Genomic DNA, 19042 nt, shown 5'->3' with positions numbered 1-19042 from the left:
CTGAGATTCGCCGCTGCCTCACGCCCGGTCGAGATGCGTCGGCGCGAACATCCGCAGCACCGCCGGGAGGACGACCACCGAAGGCCCGGGCTCGGACAGCGCCTTCGCCAGGTCCGCCTCCAGCGTCTCCGGGGTCGTACGGACCCCGGGGACGCCGAACGACTCGGCCAGCGCCACATAGTCCGGCCGCGTCAGCTCGGTCGCCGTGGCCTGGCCGAACGCGTCCGTCATGTACTCGCGCAGGATGCCGTAGCCGCCGTCGTCGACGATGAGCCAGGTGACGTTCAGGTCGTACTGGCGGGCCGTCGCGAGCTCGGCGATCGAGTACAGCGCGCCTCCGTCGCCGGACACCGCCAGCACCGGACGCGTCGGATCCGCGACCGCCGCGCCCAGCGCCGCCGGGAAGCCGTAGCCGAGCCCGCCGGCGCCCTGGGCGGAGTGCAGGTGGTTGGGGCCCTTGGCGTCGAAGGCCGACCAGGCCCAGTACGCCAGGATGGTCATGTCCCAGAAGGACGGGGAGTCGGCGGGCAGGGCACGGCGCACGGACTCCAGCACCTGCTGCTCCAGGGTGAGTTCCTGGGCGGCGATCCGCTCGGTGACCTTGGCGAGGACCTCGCGGACGCGCTCCGGGGCGGACGGATCCGTCCGCTCCTCCACCGTCTCCAGCAGCGCCTGCAACGCGAGCCGCGCGTCCGCGTGGATGCCGAGTGCCGGGTGGTTGGACTCCAGCTTGCCGAGGTCCGCCTCGATCTGGACGACCCGGCCCCGGGGCTTGAACGTGTGGTAGTTCGAGGAGAGTTCACCGAGGCCCGAGCCGACGACGAGGAGTACGTCGGCGTCCTCCAGGAAGTCGGTCGTGTACCGGTCCTCGATCCACGACTGGAGCGACAGCGGGTGCTTCCACGGGAACGCCCCCTTGCCGCCCGGAGTCGTGACCACCGGTGCCTGCAGCCGCTCCGCGAGCTGCTTCAGCTTGCCCGACGCGTCCGCCCGTACCACTCCCCCGCCCGCGATGATCGCCGGGCGGGCCGCCTTCGAGAGCAGGTCGGCCGCCACCGCGGTCAGTTCGGGGCGCGGCGGCAGTTCCTCGGGGAAGGCGTCGCCGCCCGTCACCACCGGGATCGACGTCTCGGCGAGCAGCACGTCCTGCGGGATCTCCACCCACACCGGGCCGTGCGGGGCCGTCAGCGCCGACTTCCAGGCCGCCTCGATCGCGGACGGGATCTGCGACTGGGTGCGGACCGTGTGGACCGACTTCACCACGCCCCGGAACGAGGCCGCCTGGTCGGGCAGTTCGTGCAGGTAGCCGTGCCTGCCGCCGCCCAGGCCCGCCGTCGGGACCTGGCTGCTGATCGCCAGCACGGGGGCGCTCGCCGCGGCCGCCTCCTGGAGCGCGGCCAGCGAGGTCAGCGCGCCCGGGCCCGTCGACAGCAGCAGCGGCGCCGCCTCACCCGTCATCCGGCCGTACGCGTCCGCCGCGAACCCCGCGTTGTTCTCCACGCGCAGGCCGATGTACCGCAGGTCCGAGCGGCGCAGGGCGTCGAACATGCCGAGGGCGTGCTGGCCGGGCAGGCCGAACACCGTCGTCGTGCCGAGCGCGGCCAGCGTCTCCACGACCAGGTCCCCGCCGTTGCGGCCGGCGGGAGGGTTCAGTGCGGCGGCAATCTGTGCTTCGGTCGGGCGGAGTACCAGGTCGTGGTCGTGAGTCACTGCGCTTCCGAGTCCTTCCGGGCCGCCGCGATCTGGCGGGACATGATCGTGGTCAGTTCGTACGCCGTGTGGGACGCGGCCACCGACGTGATCTCGGCGTGATCGTACGCGGGCGCCACCTCGACGACGTCGGCCGATACCAGGTTGCAGGACGCCAGGCCGCGCAGGATCTCCAGCAGCTCGCGGGAGGTCATGCCGCCCGCCTCGGGGGTGCCGGTGCCGGGCGCGTGCGCCGGGTCGAGGCAGTCGATGTCGATGGAGATGTACAGCGGGCGGTCGCCGATGCGCTGTCGCAGCTGGTCGGCGACCTCGTCGGCGCCGCGCCGGTAGATGTCGGCGGACGTGACGATGCCGAAGCCCATCTTCTCGTCGTCGGTGAGGTCCTGCTTGCCGTACAGCGGGCCACGGGTGCCGACGTGGGAGAGCGCCTCCGTGTCGAGGATGCCCTCCTCCACGGCCCGGCGGAACGGGGTGCCGTGGGTGTACTCGGCGCCGAAGTACGTGTCCCAGGTGTCGAGGTGGGCGTCGAAGTGGAGGAGGGCGACCGGGCCGTGCTTCTTGGCGACCGAGCGCAGCAGCGGCAGCGCGATGGTGTGGTCGCCGCCCAGGGTCATCAGGCGGGCGCCGGTGCCGAGCAGCTCGTCGGCGGCGGCCTCGACCGTCTCCACGGCCTCGTTGATGTTGAAGGGGTTCACCGCGATGTCGCCGCCGTCCGCGACCTGCGCGAGGGCGAACGGGGACGCGTCCTGCGCCGGGTTGTACGGGCGCAGCAGCCGGGACGCCTCGCGGATCGCGTTGCCGCCGAACCGGGCGCCCGGCCGGTACGAGACACCCGAGTCGAACGGCACGCCGACCACGGCGACATCGGCACGGCCGACCTCGTCGAGGCGCGGGAGCCGGGCGAACGTCGCGGGTCCGGCGTACCGCGGGATGCGGGAGGAGTCGACGGGGCCGCGGGGCGTCTCGTTGCTGCTCATGTGGAAATGCCTTCTTTCCTACGTCTCATACGCTTCATCGCGTATGCGGGGTTATCTGCCTACGACTCTACTGGCGAGCCGGCACCGGTTCGGACACGAGTTCGGGACTCCGCCCGGCGAGGCGCTCACGCCAGGCGGCGAGTACGGCCGCGTCGGTCGGCCTCGTCATCAGCGAGACCGCGATGTACGCGGCGAGGGAGGACAGCAGGCCGTAGTAGACGGGCTCGTTGGCGAGGATGCCGTGGGTCGCCATCAGGGTGATCACCGCGACGCCGCCGACGACGACCGAGGCGAGCGCGCCCTGCACGGTCCCGCGCCGCCACAGCAGCCCGCCGAGGATCGGCACGAGCAGTCCGCCGACCAGCAGGTTGTAGGCGACGGTCAGCGCTTCGACGACGTTGTTGAGCGCGATGGCCGTGACGATGACGGCGATGCCCATGAGGAGGATGAAGGCGCGGTTGCCCTTCACCTCGTCGTGCGGGTCGTGTGAGTCGTACGAGTCTCGCGGGTCGTGCGCGCTCTTGGGGTCCTCGGTGCGGCGGACCGCACCCCGCAGCCGCGACCAGATGTCGTTGTTGGCGACGGTCGCGCAGGCGATCAGCGCGCCGGAGGAGGTGGACATCACGGCCGCGAGGGCGGCGGCGAGCACCAGTCCCCGCACGCCGACCGGGAGTTCGTCCTTCACGATCGTCGCGAAGGCGTCGTCCGCGCTGCCGAGCTTGGGGTAGAGCACCTTGGCGGCCGTGCCGATGACGGCACCGGCGAGGGCGTAGGCGAGGCAGTAGGTGCCGGCGACGGTGCCGCCCCACTTGGCGGTCCGGTCGCTGCGCGCGGTGAAGACGCGCTGCCAGATGTCCTGCCCGATGAGCATGCCGAAGGTGTAGATCAGGACGTAGGTGAAGATCGTCTCGCCGCCGATGCCCAGCGGGTCGAAGTACTCGGTCGGCAGCTGCGCCTTCATCTCGCTGAACCCGCCCGCCTTGACGACTGCGATGGGCAGGAGCAGCAGGAGCACGCCGACGGTCTTCACCACGAACTGCACCATGTCGGTGAGGGTGATCGACCACATGCCGCCCAGCGTCGAGTAGGCGACGACGATCGAGCCGCCGAGGACGATCGCGACGGTGCGGTTCATGTCGAAGAGGACGTCGAAGATCGTGGCGTACGCGATGGTCGAGGTGACCGCGAGCATGAGGGTGTACGCCCACATGACGACACCGGAGATGACGCCGGCCCGGCCGCCGTAGCGCAGGTCGAGCATCTCGGAGACGGTGTAGACCTTGAGGCGGGCGATGCGGGCGGAGAAGAAGACCGAGAGGGCGAGGAGCCCGAGGCCGATGGTGAACACCATCCAGGCGCCGGAGAGCCCGTACTGATAGCCGAGCCCGACGCCGCCGATGGTGGACGCGCCGCCGAGGACGATCGCCGCCATGGTGCCGGAGTACATGGTCGGCCCGAGCCGGCGGCCGGCGACCAGGAACTCGCTCTTGGACTTGGCGCGGCGCATGCCCCACCAGCCCATGGCCAGCATGCCGGCCAGATAGACGACGATGACTGTGTAGTCGACGGCCATGGAGGGGCCTCCTTCGCGAACATCCCGGTGGCGTGTCGTGCAGATGGGGGGTGGGGACGGTCGGCAGCGGCTCGCGGGGACATCCGCCCGTACCCGCGGCTGCCGGTCTGGAACGACAGTAGGTGGCCGGAAAGCGACTGCGAAGTGTACGTTTCATCCATCCGTGGTTGCACCAGTGGAGGAAACATCCCATGCCGGAACCCGCCGTTCCCCCCACCCCACCGGTCCCCCTCTCGGCCCTCCTGGCCCGCGAGGACCTGGCCCTGCGCCAGATCGCGGGGCCGCCGGACGCGGACACGGTGATCCACTGGGCGCACACATCCGAGATGGCCGACCCGTATCCGTATCTGCTGGGCGGCGAGCTGCTGCTGACGGCCGGGGTGCATGTTCCGGAGGCGGCGGGTTCGGGGACCTACTTCGACGACTACGTGTCGCGGATCGTCGCGGCGGGCGGCGCGGCGCTCGGCTTCGGGCTCGCTCCCGTCCACGACACGGTGCCGCGCGCCCTGGTGGAGGCGTGTGACGCCTACGGGCTCCCGCTCCTGGAGGTCCCGCCCCGGACGACCTTCTCCGGCGTGGCCCGCGCGGTCTGGCAGCTGATGGCCCAGGCCCGCCACGCCGAACTGCGCCGCGTGACGGAGGCCCAGCAGAGCCTGGCGGCGGCCGCCTCGCGCCCGGATCCGGTACGCGCGGTGCTGCGGCAACTGGCGCAGCGGGTCGGGGGGTGGGCCGTGCTGTACGGGCCGGAGGGGGCCGAGGTGGCGGCGGCGGGGCGGGAGCCGGAGGGAGCGCAGGATGAGGCGGCGGGCCCGGATCCGGAGGCGACGGTGAGGGGAGCGCTGGCCGGACTCGCGGAGGTCGTACGTCCCTCGGGGCCGGGGACGCCGACCTCCGCCACCGACACCGCCGCCGGCATCCACCTCGCCGCCTACGCCCTCGGCGCCGGGCAGGGCTTCGTCCTCGGCGTCGCCGCCCCGCACCGCGACCCCGGCGACCACACCATCGCCTCGGTCGCCGCCGTGCTCCTCTCCCTCCTCACCGGCGAGCACCAGAGCGGCTCGGGAGCGGCCCGCTCCTCGGCGCTCGTACGGCTGCTGCTGGGCGCCGAGCCGCAGGCGGTTGCCCCGCTCCTGGGCGAGGGCGGCTGGCTCGTGGTCCACGCCAGCCCCGACAGCCGGCCCTGCGACCCCGTGGCGGCCTCGGCGCTGGGCGCGGCGCTCGGCTCCCCGCTGGTCGACCTGGCGCGGGACGTCGTACGCGTCCTCGTCCCGGCGGACCGTGAACCGTCCCCGCAGCCCGGCTGGACCCTCGGCGTGAGCGCCCCCGCGTCCGCGCCGGACTGGCCGGCGGCCGACACCCAGGCGGCCCGGGCCCTGTCCCGGGCGAGGGCCACCCGCACGCCCTTGTTCCGGCACGGCACCCGCCGCCCCGCCCTCACCGACCTGCTCTCCCCCGACGAGGCGCAGGCCCACGCCCGCGCGCTCCTCGAGCCGCTCACCCCGCCCCTCACCGAGACCCTGCGCACCTGGCTCTCCCTGCACGGCAGTTGGGACCGCACGGCGGTGGCCCTGTCCGTGCACCGCAACACCGTCCGCCAACGGATCGCCCGTTGCGCGGCGCTCCTCGGCACCGACCTGGACGACCCGGACGTACGCATGGAGTTGTGGTTCGCCCTGCGGCACATCGAGCGGTGACCGGCGAGGCGCAACACCGCGCCGTGATCTGCACAGTGACCCACGTCGCACGCGCACCGGACTCGGGGCGTCCCCACAGTTGTCTGCCTCACAATGGGACCCATGCCGATACCCGGGACACCCAGCCGCGCCGAGCTCGTCGACCACCTCGTCAGAACCCGTATCGCGGGCGACGTCGCCACTCCCCGCGAGAACAACCTCTCCCACTACCGCAAGCTGGCGAACGGCGACCGCCACTACTGGCTCGGCCTGGAGCTCGGTGACCGCTGGACCGACGAGCAGGACGTACTCGCGGTGATGGCCGAGCGCGTCGGCGTGAACGACGACCCGGAGTACCGCCACGGCCAGGACACCATCGACCCCGAGCTGACGGTGGCCGCGCTGGAGCGGATGGCGGCCCGGCTGCGCAAGGCGGCGGACGGCGGGCAGCGGGTGCTGTTCGCGACCGGCCACCCGGGCGGCCTGCTGGACGTCCACCGCGCGACGGCCGCCGCCCTGCGCACGGCGGGCTGCGAGATCGTCGTCATCCCGGAGGGCCTCCAGACGGACGAGGGCTACGTCATGCAGTTCGCGGACGTCGCGGTCCTGGAGCACGGTGCCACCCTCTGGCACACCCACTCCGGCGAGCCGATGAAGGCCATCCTGACCGGGCTCGAGCGCTCGGGTCGTCCGCTGCCGGACCTGGTGGTGGCCGACCACGGCTGGGCGGGATACGCCGGTCAGCACGGGGTGGACTCCGTCGGGTACGCGGACTGCAACGACCCGGCGCTGTTCCTCGCGGAGTCGGAGGGGACCGTGCAGGTGGTGGTCCCGCTCGACGACCATGTGATCAGCCCGCGTTTCTACGACCCGATGACGGCCTACCTGCTGGGTGAGGCCGGCCTGGTCGAGTAGGGGTTGTACTCGACCTTGTTGAAATCTCGGCGAACCCTGTGGGATTTCTTCATGGAGGTTGAGCCTCGGCCCACATCTGACGCGCAGACACGCGGTCCCTCCGGCCCGGGAGGGGCGCCGCCTGTACGTCATCGACGGCATCCGCCTGCTCGCCGCCCTGCTGGTGGCCGTGCACCACTACGCGGGCACCGACCGGCTCGACCAGCCGGGCAACCCGGTCTGGGACCGTCCGGTGTCCGAGATCATGCCCACGGTGTTCCGCTTCGCCACCTACGGCTGGATCGGCGTCGAGATCTTCTTCGTCATCAGCGGCTTCGTGATCTGCATGTCGTGCTGGGGCCGTACCCCACGGCAGTTCTTCGTCTCACGGGTCATCCGGCTCTATCCGGCGTACTGGTTCGCCATCGCGTTCACCACGGCCGTCATCGTGGCCCTGCCCGGGGTGTGGGAACGCCTGAGAGCGCGCGAGATACTGCTCAACCTCACGATGCTCCAGTCCGGCTCGGCCTCGCCACACGTCGACGGCGTCTACTGGACCCTGTGGACGGAACTGCGGTTCTCTCTCCTCTTCCTGGTGGTCGTCGCCATGGGGCTCACCTACCGCAGGGTCGTCGTGTTCTGCTGCGTGTGGGGCGCCGCCGCGATGCTCGCGCCGATCTCCGAGCTCCGCCTGCTGATCCTGGTCGTCAACCCGGTCGCGGCCTGGTACTTCATCGCCGGCCTGGTGCAATACCTCATGTACCGGTTCGGTCAGGACCTGCTCCTGTGGGGCATGCTGGCCATGTCCTGGCTGATGGGGCAGATGGAGCTGGGGCGCCGAATCGACGCCGTCGAGCACGTCTCCGGCTGGCGGGGCAGCGCGCTGATCTTCACCGCTTTCCTGCTGCTCATGGTCGCCGTGGCGCTGGGCTGCACGGACCGGATCCGCTGGAAGTGGCTGGTCACCGCGGGAGCCCTGACGTATCCGCTCTATCTGACGCACTACCTCGCCGGCACGACCCTGATCAACCGCCTGCGCGACACCATGGACCCCCGCCTGCTGGTCATGGTCGTGATCGCCGCCTTCCTGGTGCTGAGCTGGCTGATCCACCGCTACGTCGAGCGCCCGGCGGCACGGCTGATGAAGAGGGTCCTGGACACGTCCTTCGCGCGGTTGCGGAACGCGAGCCGGGGGTGACCGGCCGGGGCGTCTCCTCACGCCGCCCTTAGGTCAAGACTTCGTAAAGTGGCACGTATGATCTTTGCTGCAGTGTCCGGCGCACCCGTCGGCGGCGTCGCCGGCTGGGCCGCCGACCTGATGGAGAAGCTGGGTGGGCCCGGCGCCGGACTCGCCATCGCCCTGGAGAACCTGTTTCCGCCGCTGCCGAGCGAGGTGATCCTGCCGCTGGCGGGGTTCACGGCGAGCCAGGGGCGGATGGACGTCTTCGCGGCCGTCGCCTGGACGACGGCGGGCTCGGTGGCGGGCGCACTGGCCCTGTATCTGCTCGGCGCGCTCCTCGGCCGGGACCGGCTGATCGGGATGGCCGCGCGGCTGCCGCTGGTGAAGGCCGCCGACGTGGAGCGGACCGAGGCATGGTTCCTCCGGCACGGCACCAAGGCCGTGTTCTTCGGCCGCTTCGTGCCCGTGTTCCGCAGCCTGATCTCGATACCGGCCGGCGTCGAGCGCATGCGGCTCCCCGTGTTCCTCACCCTCACCGCGGCGGGCAGCCTGATCTGGAACACCGCGTTCATCGCGGGTGGCTACGCCCTGGGCGCACGCTGGCACGAGGTCACCGACCTGGTCAGCCTCTACTCCAAGGCGATCCTGGTGATCGTGGGCGTGGCCGTCCTCGCATTCCTCGCGGTACGGCTGCTGCGGTCGGGGCGCGGGCAGCGCAGACGTTCGCGCGCGGTGCGGTGAGCGGCAGTAGGGCGGGTGCGTCGGCAGCGGATACGGAGGCGTGAAACGAGGGGGTGAGCGGTCACCGCGGAACGCGGACGACGCCCTCCTGGATCACCGACACCGCGAGCCGCCCGTCCTGCGTGTAGATCCGGGCCTGCCCCAGCCCCCGCCCCGCGTACGCCGACGGCGATTCCTGGTCGTACAGCAGCCACTCGTCCGCACGGAACGGGCGGTGGAACCACATCGCATGGTCCAGCGAGGCGCCGACCACGTCCCCGACGGCCCAGCCGCCACGCCCGTGCGCGAGCAGGACCGAGTCGAGCAGGGTCATGTCGGATACGTAGGTCGCGAGTACGACGTGCAGCAGCGGGTCGTCGGCCAGCTTGCCGTTGGTGCGGAACCAGACCTGGGAGTGCGGTTCGCGCGGCTCGCCGAACTTTCCGTACGGCGGCTCGTCGACGTAACGCAGGTCGACCGCCTGGCGTGCCTCCAGGAACCGCTCGACGACCGCGGGGTCGAGGTGGTCGTAGCCGCGCAGCCGCTCCTCGGAGGTGGGGAGCGTCGCCGGGTCGGGCGAGGGCGGCATCGGGGCCTGGTGGTCCAGGCCCTCCTCGTACCTCTGGAAGGACGCCGACAGCGCGAAGATCGGCTTGCCGTGCTGGACGGCGACCACCCGGCGGGTGGTGAAGGAGCGGCCGTCGCGCATGCGGTCGACGTTGTAGACGATGGGCGCGCCCGGGTCCCCCATGCGCAGGAAGTACGCGTGGAGGGAGTGGGCGGGCCGGTCCGCCGGGACCGTGCGGCCGGCGGCGACAAGCGCCTGGGCCGCGACCTGACCGCCGAAGACCCGCGGGACCACGGCGGAGCGGGACTGGCCGCGGAAGATGTTCTCCTCGATCTGCTCCAGGTCGAGCAGATCGAGGAGACCCTGTAGTGCCTCGTTCATGGCACCTTTTCTACTGGCAGGAAATTGCAGGAGTCGTACAGACCGCCTACAGGCCCATGTCCTTCGCGATGATCGACTTCATGATCTCGCTGGTGCCGCCGTAGATGCGGTTGACGCGGTTGTCCGCGTACAGACGGGCGATCGGGTACTCGTTCATGAACCCGTAGCCGCCGTGCAGCTGGAGGCAGCGGTCGATCACGCGGTGCGCGACCTCGGTGCAGAAGAGCTTCGCGGAGGCGGCCTCGGCGGGCGTCAGCTCACCGGCGTCCAGGGCTTCCAGCGCGCGGTCGGCGACGGCCTCGGCCGCGTCGACCTCGGCCTGGCAGGCGGCCAGCTCGAACTTGGTGTTCTGGAAGTGGGCGACCGGCTTGCCGAAGACGGTGCGCTCCTGGACGTACTGCTTGGCGAACCGCACGGCGGCCTTGGCCTGCGCGTAGGCGCCGTAGGCGATGCCCCAGCGCTCGGAGGCCAGGTTGTGGCCGAGGTAGTAGAAGCCCTTGTTCTCCTCGCCGAGGAGGTCCTCGACCGGGACCTTCACGTCGACGAACGCCAGCTCGGCGGTGTCGGAGGTCTTCAGACCGAGCTTGTCGAGCTTGCGGCCGACGGAGTAGCCCTCGGACTTGGTGTCCACGGCGAACAGGGAGATGCCGTGGCGGCGGTCCTCGGCGCTGGGCGCGTCGGTGCGGGCACAGACGATCACGCGGTCGGCGTGCACGCCACCGGTGATGAAGGTCTTGGCGCCGTTGAGGACGTAGTGCGTGCCGTCCTCGCTCAGCTTGGCGGTGGTCTTCATGCCCGCGAGGTCGGAGCCGGTGCCCGGCTCGGTCATCGCCAGCGCCCACATCTCCTCACCGGAGACGAACTTCGGCAGGAACCGCTTCTTCTGCTCGTCGGTGGCGAGCATCTTGATGTACGGCAGGCCGAGCAGCACGTGCACGCCGGAGCCGCCGAACTGGACGCCCGCGCGCGCGGTCTCCTCGTACATGACGGCTTCGAACTTGTACGAGTCGATGCCGGCGCCGCCGTACTCCTCATCGACGCGGATGCCGAAGACGCCGAGCTCGGCGAGCTTGTAGTAGAAGTCGCGCGGCGCCTGGCCGGCCGCGAACCACTCGTCGTAGACCGGAACGACCTCGGCCTCGATGAAGGCGCGGATGGTCTCCCGGAACGCCTCGTGATCCTCGTTGAACACCGTACGGCGCACCGCCGCCACCTCCACTTACGTCGGCATGTCTAAGCGCTTGCTCATTCAACCGTACCGGCGAGTATCAACGGCCGTCCAGGGGTCAAGGTCCGTAACGCTCGTCACTCCCCGAGCCTGCCGTACCGGTGGAACTCGGACGTCGTGACCGTCCAGGAGCCGAACGGCACCTCGTCGCCGTAGATGTAGGGGTCCTTGCGGGCGTAGCGCCCGCAGCACGGATCGGAGTGGACTTCGATCGTGCCGGTGCGCGGGTCGACGATCATGTAGTGGCGAGGCCTTCCTCATCGAGGACCGCCTCGGGGATGACGACCGCGTCGGGCAAGCGCATGCGACCGATCGCCGGGTGCTCGATCTCGGGACCGGTTGCGCAGATGTACCCCGGATGAGTGACGGCGACCTGCTGGTCGAGCTGCTCGCGAACAAGACGACGCGTGCTCTCGCGGCGCAACGGTCGGCACGTCATGGCCAGCACCAGACCGGACGGCCCGATCTCGACGCTCCAGGCCCCTTCGAGCTGCTCGACGTAGGCCCAGAGCTGCTCGGCGATCACGCGCATCCTCGCGTAGTCCATGCCCACGGCCCCACAGTAGTGAGCCGGAGGCCCCCAAGGCGGCGTCGTCGCCGCAGCTCAGCCCCCCGCCGCCCCGAACGCCCCCCGAGCCATCCGATGCAGCAACTCCGCCGTCACCCCCCGCCCAGGCAGTGACCCCGGCCGCCCCAGGTGCGGGGTCGAGTTCAGGAGGCCGAACACCGAGTGCACCGCCGAGCGGGCCGTCGGCTCCGTCAGCTCCGGGTACACCTCGCGCACCACCTCCACCCACAGCTCGACGTACTGCCGCTGCAGCTGCCGTACGAGCTTGCGGTCGCTGTCGCGGAGGCGGTCCAGCTCTCGGTCGTGCAGGGTGATGAGGGGGCGGTCGTCGAGGGCGAAGTCGATGTGGCCCTCGATGAGGGAGTCGAGGAGCGCCTCGGCCGGCACCCCGTCGGCCTCCGCGAGGCGCCGCTTGGCGCCCGTCAGGAGCTGACCACTGATGCCGACCAGCAGCTCGGCGAGCATCGCGTCCTTGCCGGCGAAGTGCCGGTAGAGACCGGGGCCGCTGATGCCCACGGCGGCGCCTATCTCGTCGACACCGACGCCGTGGAAGCCGCGCTCGGCGAAGAGCCGCGCGGCCTCCCTGAGGATCTGTTCGCGGCGGGTGGGGGCGTCGGTTCTGGTGGCCATGAAAGCAATTCTAGACAGGGAGGTTAGCGGTCGTTAACCTGAAGGAAATGGTTAACGCTCATTAACAGTCGACCACTGGGTGAGGGGACCGCAGGATGCACGAGGCACCGGAGCTTCACAGCGCGGCAGATCCCGCGTCGGAAGCCTGGCGGGCCAACGAGGAGGCCCATCGGGCGCTCGGGGAGGAGCTGCGCGCCAAGCTGGCGGCAGCCCGGCTCGGCGGCGGTGAGAAGGCACGCGCCCGGCACACCGCGCGCGGCAAGCTGCTGCCCAGGGACCGGGTGGACACCCTCCTCGACCCCGGCTCCCCCTTCCTGGAGCTCGCTCCCCTCGCCGCCGACGGCATGTACGACGGCCAGGCCCCGGCCGCCGGTGTCATCGCCGGGATCGGGCGGGTCGGCGGGCGCGAGTGCGTGATCGTCGCGAACGACGCCACGGTCAAGGGTGGGACGTACTACCCGATGACCGTGAAGAAGCACCTGCGCGCGCAGGAGGTGGCCCTGGAGAACCGGCTGCCGTGCCTCTACCTCGTGGACTCCGGTGGGGCCTTCCTGCCCATGCAGGACGAGGTGTTCCCGGACCGGGAGCACTTCGGGCGGATCTTCTACAACCAGGCCCGGATGTCGGGCGCCGGTATCCCGCAGATCGCGGCCGTGCTCGGCTCGTGCACCGCCGGTGGCGCCTACGTCCCGGCCATGAGCGACGAGGCCGTCATCGTCCGGAACCAGGGGACCATCTTCCTGGGCGGGCCGCCCCTGGTGAAGGCGGCCACCGGCGAGGTCGTCACTGCCGAGGAGCTGGGCGGCGGCGAGGTGCACTCCAGGATCTCCGGCGTCACCGACCACCTCGCCGAGGACGACGCCCACGCCCTGCGCATCGTGCGGAACATCGTCGCCACGCTCCCCGCGCGCGGGCCGCTGCCCTGGTCCGTGGAGCCCTCGGTCGAGCCGAAGGTGGACCCGTACGGGCTCTACGGCGCCGTACCGGTCGACTCCCGCACCCCTTATGACGTGCGCGAGATCATCGCGCGCGTGGTCGACGGTTCCCGTTTCGCCGAGTTCAAGGCGGAGTTCGGGCAGACCCTGGTCACCGGCTTCGCCCGCATCCACGGCCACCCGGTGGGGATCGTCGCCAACAACGGCATCCTCTTCTCCGAGTCCGCCCAGAAGGGCGCCCACTTCATCGAGCTGTGCGACCAGCGCGGCATCCCGCTGGTCTTCCTGCAGAACATCTCCGGGTTCATGGTCGGCAAGGACTACGAGGCGGGCGGCATCGCCAAGCACGGCGCCAAGATGGTCACGGCGGTCGCCTGTACGAGGGTCCCGAAGCTCACCGTGGTCGTCGGCGGGTCGTACGGCGCGGGCAACTACTCGATGTGCGGCCGGGCCTACTCCCCCCGCTTCCTGTGGATGTGGCCGAACGCCAAGATCTCGGTCATGGGCGGCGAGCAGGCCGCCTCGGTCCTCGCGACGGTCAAGCGCGACCAGTTGGAGGCGCGCGGGGAGGCCTGGCCGGCCGAGGAGGAGGACGCATTCAAGGCGCCGATCCGGGAGCAGTACGAGCGCCAGGGGAACGCCTACTACGCGACGGCCCGCCTGTGGGACGACGGGGTCATCGACCCCCTGGAGACCCGTCAGGTGCTGGGCCTCGCCCTGACCGCCTGTGCCAACGCGCCCCTGGGTGAGCCCCAGTTCGGCGTCTTCCGGATGTGAGGAGGGGACCCATGTTTGACACCGTGCTCGTGGCCAACCGGGGCGAGATCGCCGTGCGCGTGATCCGGACGCTGCGGTCGATGGGCGTGCGCTCCGTGGCCGTCTTCTCCGACGCGGACGCCGATGCGCGGCACGTCGGGGAGGCCGACACCGCAGTCCGGATCGGTCCGGCCCCGGCCGCCGAGAGCTATCTGTCGGTGGAGCGGCTGCTGGAGGCGGCCGCCCGCACCGGCGCGCAGGCCGTCCATCCCGGATACGGCTTCCTCGCGGAGAACGCCGCCTTCGCGCGCGCGTGCGCCGAGGCGGGGCTCGTGTTCATCGGGCCGACGGCCGAGTCCATCGCCCTGATGGGCGACAAGATCCGCGCCAAGGAGACGGTGCGGGAAGCCGGGGTGCCGGTGGTCCCCGGATCGTCGGGCACCGGGCTCACCGATGCCCAACTCGCCGACGCCGCCCGCGAGATCGGCATGCCGGTGCTGCTGAAGCCGTCGGCCGGCGGGGGCGGCAAGGGCATGCGGCTGGTGCGGGACACCGAGAAGCTCGCCGACGAGATCGCCGCCGCCCGCCGCGAGGCCCGGGCCTCCTTCGGCGACGACACGCTCCTCGTCGAGCGGTGGATCGACCGCCCCCGGCACATCGAGATCCAGGTCCTGGCCGACGGTCACGGCGACGTGGTCCATCTCGGCGAGCGCGAGTGCTCCCTCCAGCGCCGCCACCAGAAGATCATCGAGGAGGCGCCGAGTGTGCTCCTCGACGAGTCCACGCGCGCGGCGATGGGCGAGGCGGCCGTGCAGGCGGCCCGCTCCTGCGGGTACCGGGGCGCGGGCACGGTGGAGTTCATCGTGCCGGGCGGCGACCCGTCGTCGTACTACTTCATGGAGATGAACACCCGCCTCCAGGTGGAGCACCCGGTCACCGAACTGATCACGGGGCTGGACCTGGTGGAGTGGCAGCTCAGGGTGGCCGCGGGCGAGCGACTCGGATTCACGCAGGACGAGATCCGGCTGACCGGGCACGCCGTCGAGGCCCGCATCTGCGCCGAAGACCCGTCCCGCGGGTTCCTCCCCTCGGGCGGCACGGTGCTCAAGCTGCACGAACCCCAGGGCGACGGCATCCGCACCGACTCCGGGCTCAGCGAGGGCACCGAGGTCGGCAGCCTGTACGACCCGATGCTCTCCAAGGTGATCGCGTACGGCCCCGACCGCGCCACCGCGCTCCGCAAGCTCCGGGCGGCGCTCGCGGAGACGGTCACGCTGGGCGTGCAGACCAACGCCGGGTTCCTGCGGCGGCTGCTCGCACATCCGGCGGTCGTGGCGGGCGAGTTGGACACGGGGCTGGTCGAGCGCGTGGTGGACGACCTCGTCTCCACCGACGTACCGGACGAGGTGTACGAGGCCGCGGCGGCCGTGCGCCTGGAAGCTCTGCGGCCCCGTGGTGACGGGTGGACCGATCCGTTCTCCGTGCCGAGCGGGTGGCGGCTGGGCGGCGAGCCCAGGCCCGTCGGCTTCCCGCTGCGCATCACCGACCCCGTGGAGTACGTCCCGCGCGGAACCCACACCGTCAGCGACGACCGTGTGACCGTCACCCTCGACGGCGTCCGCCACACCTTCCACCGCGCCGCCCTGCCGGACGGCACCTGGCTGGGCCGCGACGGCGACACCTGGCACGTGCGCGACCACGACCCGGTGGCCGCCTCGCTCACCGGAGCCGCCCACGCGGGCGCCGACTCGCTCACCGCGCCCATGCCGGGGACGGTGACGGTGGTGAAGGTCGCCGTCGGGGACGAAGTGACCGCGGGCCAGAGCCTGCTGGTCGTGGAGGCGATGAAGATGGAGCATGTCATCTCCGCCCCGCACGCCGGCACGGTCGCCGAGCTGGAGGTCACGCCGGGCACGACGGTCGCCATGGACCAGGTGCTCGCGGTGATCGCACCCCACGAGGAGGTGGCGGAATGAGCACTCCCGAACTCGGCCTCCCCATGGTCGCGCCGGCGCCGGGCCTGCCCGACCGCGTCCGCATCCACGAGGTCGGCGCACGCGACGGCCTGCAGAACGAGAAGGGCACGGTCCCTACGGAGGTCAAGGCGGAGTTCGTCCGCCGCCTCGCCGACGCGGGACTGACGACGATCGAGGCCACCAGCTTCGTCCACCCCAAGTGGGTGCCCCAACTCGCGGACGCCGAGCAGCTGTTCCCGCTCATCGGCGACCTCCCGGTGGCACTCCCGGTCCTGGTGCCCAACGACCGCGGACTGGACCGCGCGCTCGCCCTCGGCGCCCGGCGCGTCGCCGTGTTCGCCAGCGCCACCGAGTCCTTCGCCGAGGCCAACCTCAACCGCACGGTCGACGAGGCGCTGGCGATGTTCGAGCCGGTCGTGGCCCGGGCGAAGGCGTCCGACGTCCATGTCCGCGGCTACCTCTCCATGTGCTTCGGCGACCCGTGGGAGGGCGCGGTCCCGGTCCCGCAGGTGGTGCGGGTCTGCGGGGCGCTGCTGGACATGGGCTGCGACGAACTGAGCCTGGGCGACACGATCGGGGTGGCGACGCCGGGGCACGTGAGCGAGCTCCTGAGAGCCCTGAACGAGGCACGGATCCCCACGGACGTGCTCGGCGTCCACTTCCACGACACCTACGGCCAGGCGCTCGCCAACACCTACGCCGCCCTGGAACACGGCGTCACCACCGTCGACGCCTCCGCCGGCGGCCTCGGCGGCTGCCCGTACGCCAAGTCCGCCACCGGCAACCTCGCCACCGAAGACCTCGTGTGGATGCTGCGGGGTCTCGGCATCGACACCGGAGTCCACCTCGACCGCCTCGTCGCCACGAGCGCGTGGATGGCCGAACAACTGGGCCGACCCAGCCCGTCCCGCACCGTACGAGCCCTGTCCCACAAGGAGCAGTGACCCGCGATGGACCACCGACTCTCCCCCGAACTCGAAGAACTCCGCCGTACGGTGGAGGCGTTCGCGCACGACGTCGTAGCGCCCAAGATCGGCGAGTACTACGAGCACCACGAGTTCCCCTACGAGATCGTCCGCGAGATGGGCCGCATGGGCCTGTTCGGGCTGCCGTTCCCGGAGGAGTACGGCGGTATGGGCGGCGACTATCTGGCGCTGGGCGTGGCCCTCGAGGAGCTGGCCCGGGTGGACTCCTCGGTCGCCATCACCCTCGAAGCGGGCGTCTCGCTGGGCGCGATGCCGATCCATCTCTTCGGCACGGAGGCCCAGAAGCAGGAGTGGCTCCCCCGCCTGTGCTCCGGCGAGATCCTGGGCGCGTTCGGGCTGACCGAACCCGACGGCGGCTCGGACGCGGGCGCGACGCGCACGACGGCCCGCCTCGACCCGGACACCGGCGAGTGGGTGATCAACGGAACCAAGTGCTTCATCACCAACTCGGGTACGGACATCACGGGCCTGGTCACGGTCACGGCGGTCACCGGCCGCAAGCCGGACGGCAAGCCGCACATCTCGTCCATCATCGTCCCGTCCGGCACCCCGGGCTTCACGGTCGCCGCCCCGTACTCCAAGGTCGGCTGGAACGCCTCCGACACCCGCGAGCTGTCCTTCGCCGACGTCCGGGTCCCGGCGGCCAACCTCCTCGGCGAAGAGGGCCGCGGCTACGCCCAGTTCCTGCGCATCCTGGACGAGGGCCGCATCGCCATCGCGGCGCTGGCGACGGGTCTGGCGCAGGGCTGCGTCGACGAGTCGGTGAAGTACGCCAAGGAACGCCACGCCTTCGGCCGCCCCATCGGCGCCAACCAGGCCATCCAGTTCAAGATCGCCGACATGGAGATGAAGGCCCACACGGCCCGCCTCGCCTGGCGCGACGCGGCCTCCCGCCTGGTGGCCGGGGAGCCCTTCAAGAAGGAGGCGGCGCTGGCGAAGCTGTACTCGTCGACGATCGCGGTGGACAACGCCCGCGACGCGACACAGATCCACGGCGGCTACGGCTTCATGAACGAGTACCCGGTCGCCCGCATGTGGCGGGACTCCAAGATCCTGGAGATCGGGGAGGGCACGAGCGAGGTGCAGCGGATGCTGATCGCTCGGGAGCTGGGACTGGTGGGCTGAGCTCCGCCATCGCTCCGAGTCCCCGAGGTCCGGATCCTCGATGAATTCGCTTCGAGAAGCTCGGGGAGCCCACGGCCAATCTCCAATGCCTGGCCCGAGCGGGGCTCGAACAGCAGGAAGCATGTCTGTTCTCCCCCGAGCTTCTCGCGAGGTCCTCCGCGTACTGGCTACGCAGCGGGCTTCGACGATGCCGCGCACCAGGAGCAGCCCGTCAATTGCTGCCGTTACCCCACGCTGAAGCCCCGTCAGGACATGCCTGACGGGGCTTCAAGTTTGCAGTTACCGCTCAGGTCAGCGCGCGTCCCCTGGCGGGTTCACGCCAGCGAGTCCGCCTCCGCGTGGTTCTCGGCGATCATCCCGCGAAAGAAGTCCTCGGCCTCCACGTAAGCGGCAGTACCGAAGTCTGCTGTCCCCAACTGGTCGATGTCCTGCAAGATGGCTGGCCAGCCATCCGCGTGGAGTAGGAAGTCGGCATACTCAAGGTCCACAGGACAGTGCGTCACCGTAGCAATCTCTGCGATCCGCTCAGGGGCGGCTGGAGGTCGACGGGGCTCATGACGCCAGAGCCCGTCTCGATCACTCACTGCCAACCTGCGCTTAGCCGTTTCCATTTCCGCAAAAAGCGCCGACCAATCAGGCACCGCTGCCCCTGTTATCCACCAGCATGAACCTCCAGGCCGGCGGCCCCACGCGCAGGCCTTCGTGCGCCAGGAAGCCGAGCCGTTCAGTCGCGCCGTCGAGAGAACCTCGAAGGACTCGAGGTGCGTCTACCTGGGGCGTCTGGCGTCTTCTTCGTTCCATATCGAGATCACGTGCCCCTCGCCATACTGCTCGATGACGATTGCTCGGGCTTCGCTCAACGACGAAGCCATCAGCCGCAATTGAATTTCCGGTTGCCCAACGATCTGAATAAAGCCGACGTACTCACGCTTCGGCTCCCCCAGCTCGGCGTTCATCATGTCTCCCGTGGCTTACCTATAGGGATTGAGGCCCGCATCGGCAGCAAGCGGGCCCCCCGACGTGTCCGGCAAGGCTGCCACACATGTCGTGGGCACCCCCGAGGGGCCACGGGCCGCCACCCTCTACCGCGCGGCGAACTCCGGCTCGGCGACTGGACGCTGCCACAGGGCGCCCTTGGACCTCAACAAGCGCCAAATGCAAG

The 19042-nt window shown here is 70.7% G+C and carries 18 protein-coding genes; 8 read left to right on the top strand and 10 right to left on the bottom strand.

What is annotated here, in order from left to right:
* Positions 1–18: 18 nt before the first annotated feature.
* The 3 genes from IF78_RS0103485 to IF78_RS0103475 all read right to left on the bottom strand — a co-directional run bounded on the left by IF78_RS0103485 (position 19) and on the right by IF78_RS0103475 (position 4260).
* Positions 19–1710 carry a thiamine pyrophosphate-binding protein gene (locus IF78_RS0103485; RefSeq protein WP_031478577.1) on the bottom strand — a complete coding sequence of 564 codons (1692 nt, stop codon included), beginning with the start codon at positions 1708–1710 and terminating at the stop codon, positions 19–21.
* On the bottom strand, positions 1707–2687 hold the full coding sequence (gene speB, locus IF78_RS0103480) for an agmatinase (RefSeq protein WP_031478575.1): 981 nt from the start codon (positions 2685–2687) through the stop codon (positions 1707–1709). Before speB ends, IF78_RS0103485 begins: the two co-directional genes overlap by 4 nt.
* A gap of 67 nt (positions 2688–2754) precedes the next feature.
* On the bottom strand, positions 2755–4260 hold the full coding sequence (locus tag IF78_RS0103475; RefSeq protein ID WP_031478573.1) for a sodium:solute symporter family protein: 1506 nt from the start codon (positions 4258–4260) through the stop codon (positions 2755–2757).
* Between the two features lie 191 nt (positions 4261–4451).
* Here IF78_RS0103475 and IF78_RS0103470 point away from each other — a divergent pair, with 191 nt between their 5' ends.
* The 4 genes from IF78_RS0103470 to IF78_RS0103455 all read left to right on the top strand — a co-directional run bounded on the left by IF78_RS0103470 (position 4452) and on the right by IF78_RS0103455 (position 8748).
* Positions 4452–5954, top strand: coding sequence for a helix-turn-helix domain-containing protein (locus IF78_RS0103470; RefSeq protein WP_031478572.1), 1503 nt, complete (start codon positions 4452–4454; stop codon positions 5952–5954).
* 102 nt (positions 5955–6056) lie between these two features.
* Positions 6057–6848: a phosphatase gene (locus IF78_RS0103465; protein ID WP_031478570.1), complete on the top strand. Its 792-nt coding sequence runs from the start codon at positions 6057–6059 to the stop codon at positions 6846–6848.
* Positions 6849–6906: 58 nt separating this feature from the next.
* Positions 6907–8025: an acyltransferase family protein gene (locus tag IF78_RS0103460; protein WP_037639541.1), complete on the top strand. Its 1119-nt coding sequence runs from the start codon at positions 6907–6909 to the stop codon at positions 8023–8025.
* 57 nt (positions 8026–8082) lie between these two features.
* Positions 8083–8748, top strand: coding sequence for a DedA family protein (locus IF78_RS0103455; protein WP_031478567.1), 666 nt, complete (start codon positions 8083–8085; stop codon positions 8746–8748).
* A gap of 61 nt (positions 8749–8809) precedes the next feature.
* Here the strand turns inward: IF78_RS0103455 and IF78_RS0103450 are convergent, their stop codons facing one another.
* The 5 genes from IF78_RS0103450 to IF78_RS0103435 form a co-directional block, all read right to left on the bottom strand.
* The gene (locus tag IF78_RS0103450; RefSeq protein ID WP_031478565.1) at positions 8810–9676 is read right to left on the bottom strand and encodes an acyl-CoA thioesterase; all 867 of its coding nucleotides are present in this window, start codon (positions 9674–9676) and stop codon (positions 8810–8812) included.
* Positions 9677–9722: 46 nt separating this feature from the next.
* The gene (locus tag IF78_RS0103445; RefSeq protein WP_031478564.1) at positions 9723–10880 is read right to left on the bottom strand and encodes an acyl-CoA dehydrogenase family protein; all 1158 of its coding nucleotides are present in this window, start codon (positions 10878–10880) and stop codon (positions 9723–9725) included.
* Between the two features lie 101 nt (positions 10881–10981).
* Positions 10982–11143 (bottom strand): hypothetical protein, encoded by a 162-nt coding sequence (locus IF78_RS50620; RefSeq protein WP_324617260.1) that lies wholly within the window; start codon positions 11141–11143, stop codon positions 10982–10984.
* On the bottom strand, positions 11140–11457 hold the full coding sequence (locus tag IF78_RS50615; protein WP_324617259.1) for a hypothetical protein: 318 nt from the start codon (positions 11455–11457) through the stop codon (positions 11140–11142). Before IF78_RS50615 ends, IF78_RS50620 begins: the two co-directional genes overlap by 4 nt.
* 51 nt (positions 11458–11508) lie before the next feature.
* Positions 11509–12102 (bottom strand): SACE_7040 family transcriptional regulator, encoded by a 594-nt coding sequence (locus IF78_RS0103435; RefSeq protein ID WP_031478563.1) that lies wholly within the window; start codon positions 12100–12102, stop codon positions 11509–11511.
* A 95-nt stretch (positions 12103–12197) separates the two neighbouring features.
* Here IF78_RS0103435 and IF78_RS0103430 point away from each other — a divergent pair, with 95 nt between their 5' ends.
* From IF78_RS0103430 to IF78_RS0103415, 4 genes are read left to right on the top strand one after another with little or no spacing between them, the layout of a single operon-like run.
* Positions 12198–13814 (top strand): carboxyl transferase domain-containing protein, encoded by a 1617-nt coding sequence (locus tag IF78_RS0103430; protein ID WP_031478561.1) that lies wholly within the window; start codon positions 12198–12200, stop codon positions 13812–13814.
* A gap of 11 nt (positions 13815–13825) precedes the next feature.
* A complete protein-coding gene (locus IF78_RS0103425; RefSeq protein ID WP_031478559.1) occupies positions 13826–15769 on the top strand; it encodes an acetyl/propionyl/methylcrotonyl-CoA carboxylase subunit alpha in 1944 nt (647 codons plus the stop codon).
* The gene (locus tag IF78_RS0103420) at positions 15766–16713 is read left to right on the top strand and encodes a hydroxymethylglutaryl-CoA lyase (protein ID WP_031478557.1); all 948 of its coding nucleotides are present in this window, start codon (positions 15766–15768) and stop codon (positions 16711–16713) included. The genes IF78_RS0103425 and IF78_RS0103420 overlap by 4 nt, the downstream gene beginning before the upstream one ends.
* A gap of 6 nt (positions 16714–16719) precedes the next feature.
* Positions 16720–17880 (top strand): acyl-CoA dehydrogenase family protein, encoded by a 1161-nt coding sequence (locus IF78_RS0103415; protein WP_031478556.1) that lies wholly within the window; start codon positions 16720–16722, stop codon positions 17878–17880.
* 314 nt (positions 17881–18194) lie between these two features.
* Here IF78_RS0103415 and IF78_RS49095 read toward each other — a convergent pair whose 3' ends face one another.
* Entirely contained in the window at positions 18195–18368 is a 174-nt protein-coding gene (locus IF78_RS49095) for a hypothetical protein (RefSeq protein WP_244889787.1), read from the bottom strand.
* A 279-nt stretch (positions 18369–18647) separates the two neighbouring features.
* Complete coding sequence (locus tag IF78_RS0103405) at positions 18648–18836, bottom strand: hypothetical protein (protein ID WP_158751254.1); 189 nt, start codon at positions 18834–18836, stop codon at positions 18648–18650.
* Between the last annotated feature and the right edge of the window lie 206 nt (positions 18837–19042).

Origin of the sequence: Streptomyces bicolor (genome assembly GCF_000719285.1) — a bacterium.
Lineage (GTDB): Bacteria > Actinomycetota > Actinomycetes > Streptomycetales > Streptomycetaceae > Streptomyces > Streptomyces bicolor.
The sequence above is the reverse complement of the archived record's forward strand: the minus strand, read 5'-3'. Positions and strand labels throughout refer to the sequence as shown.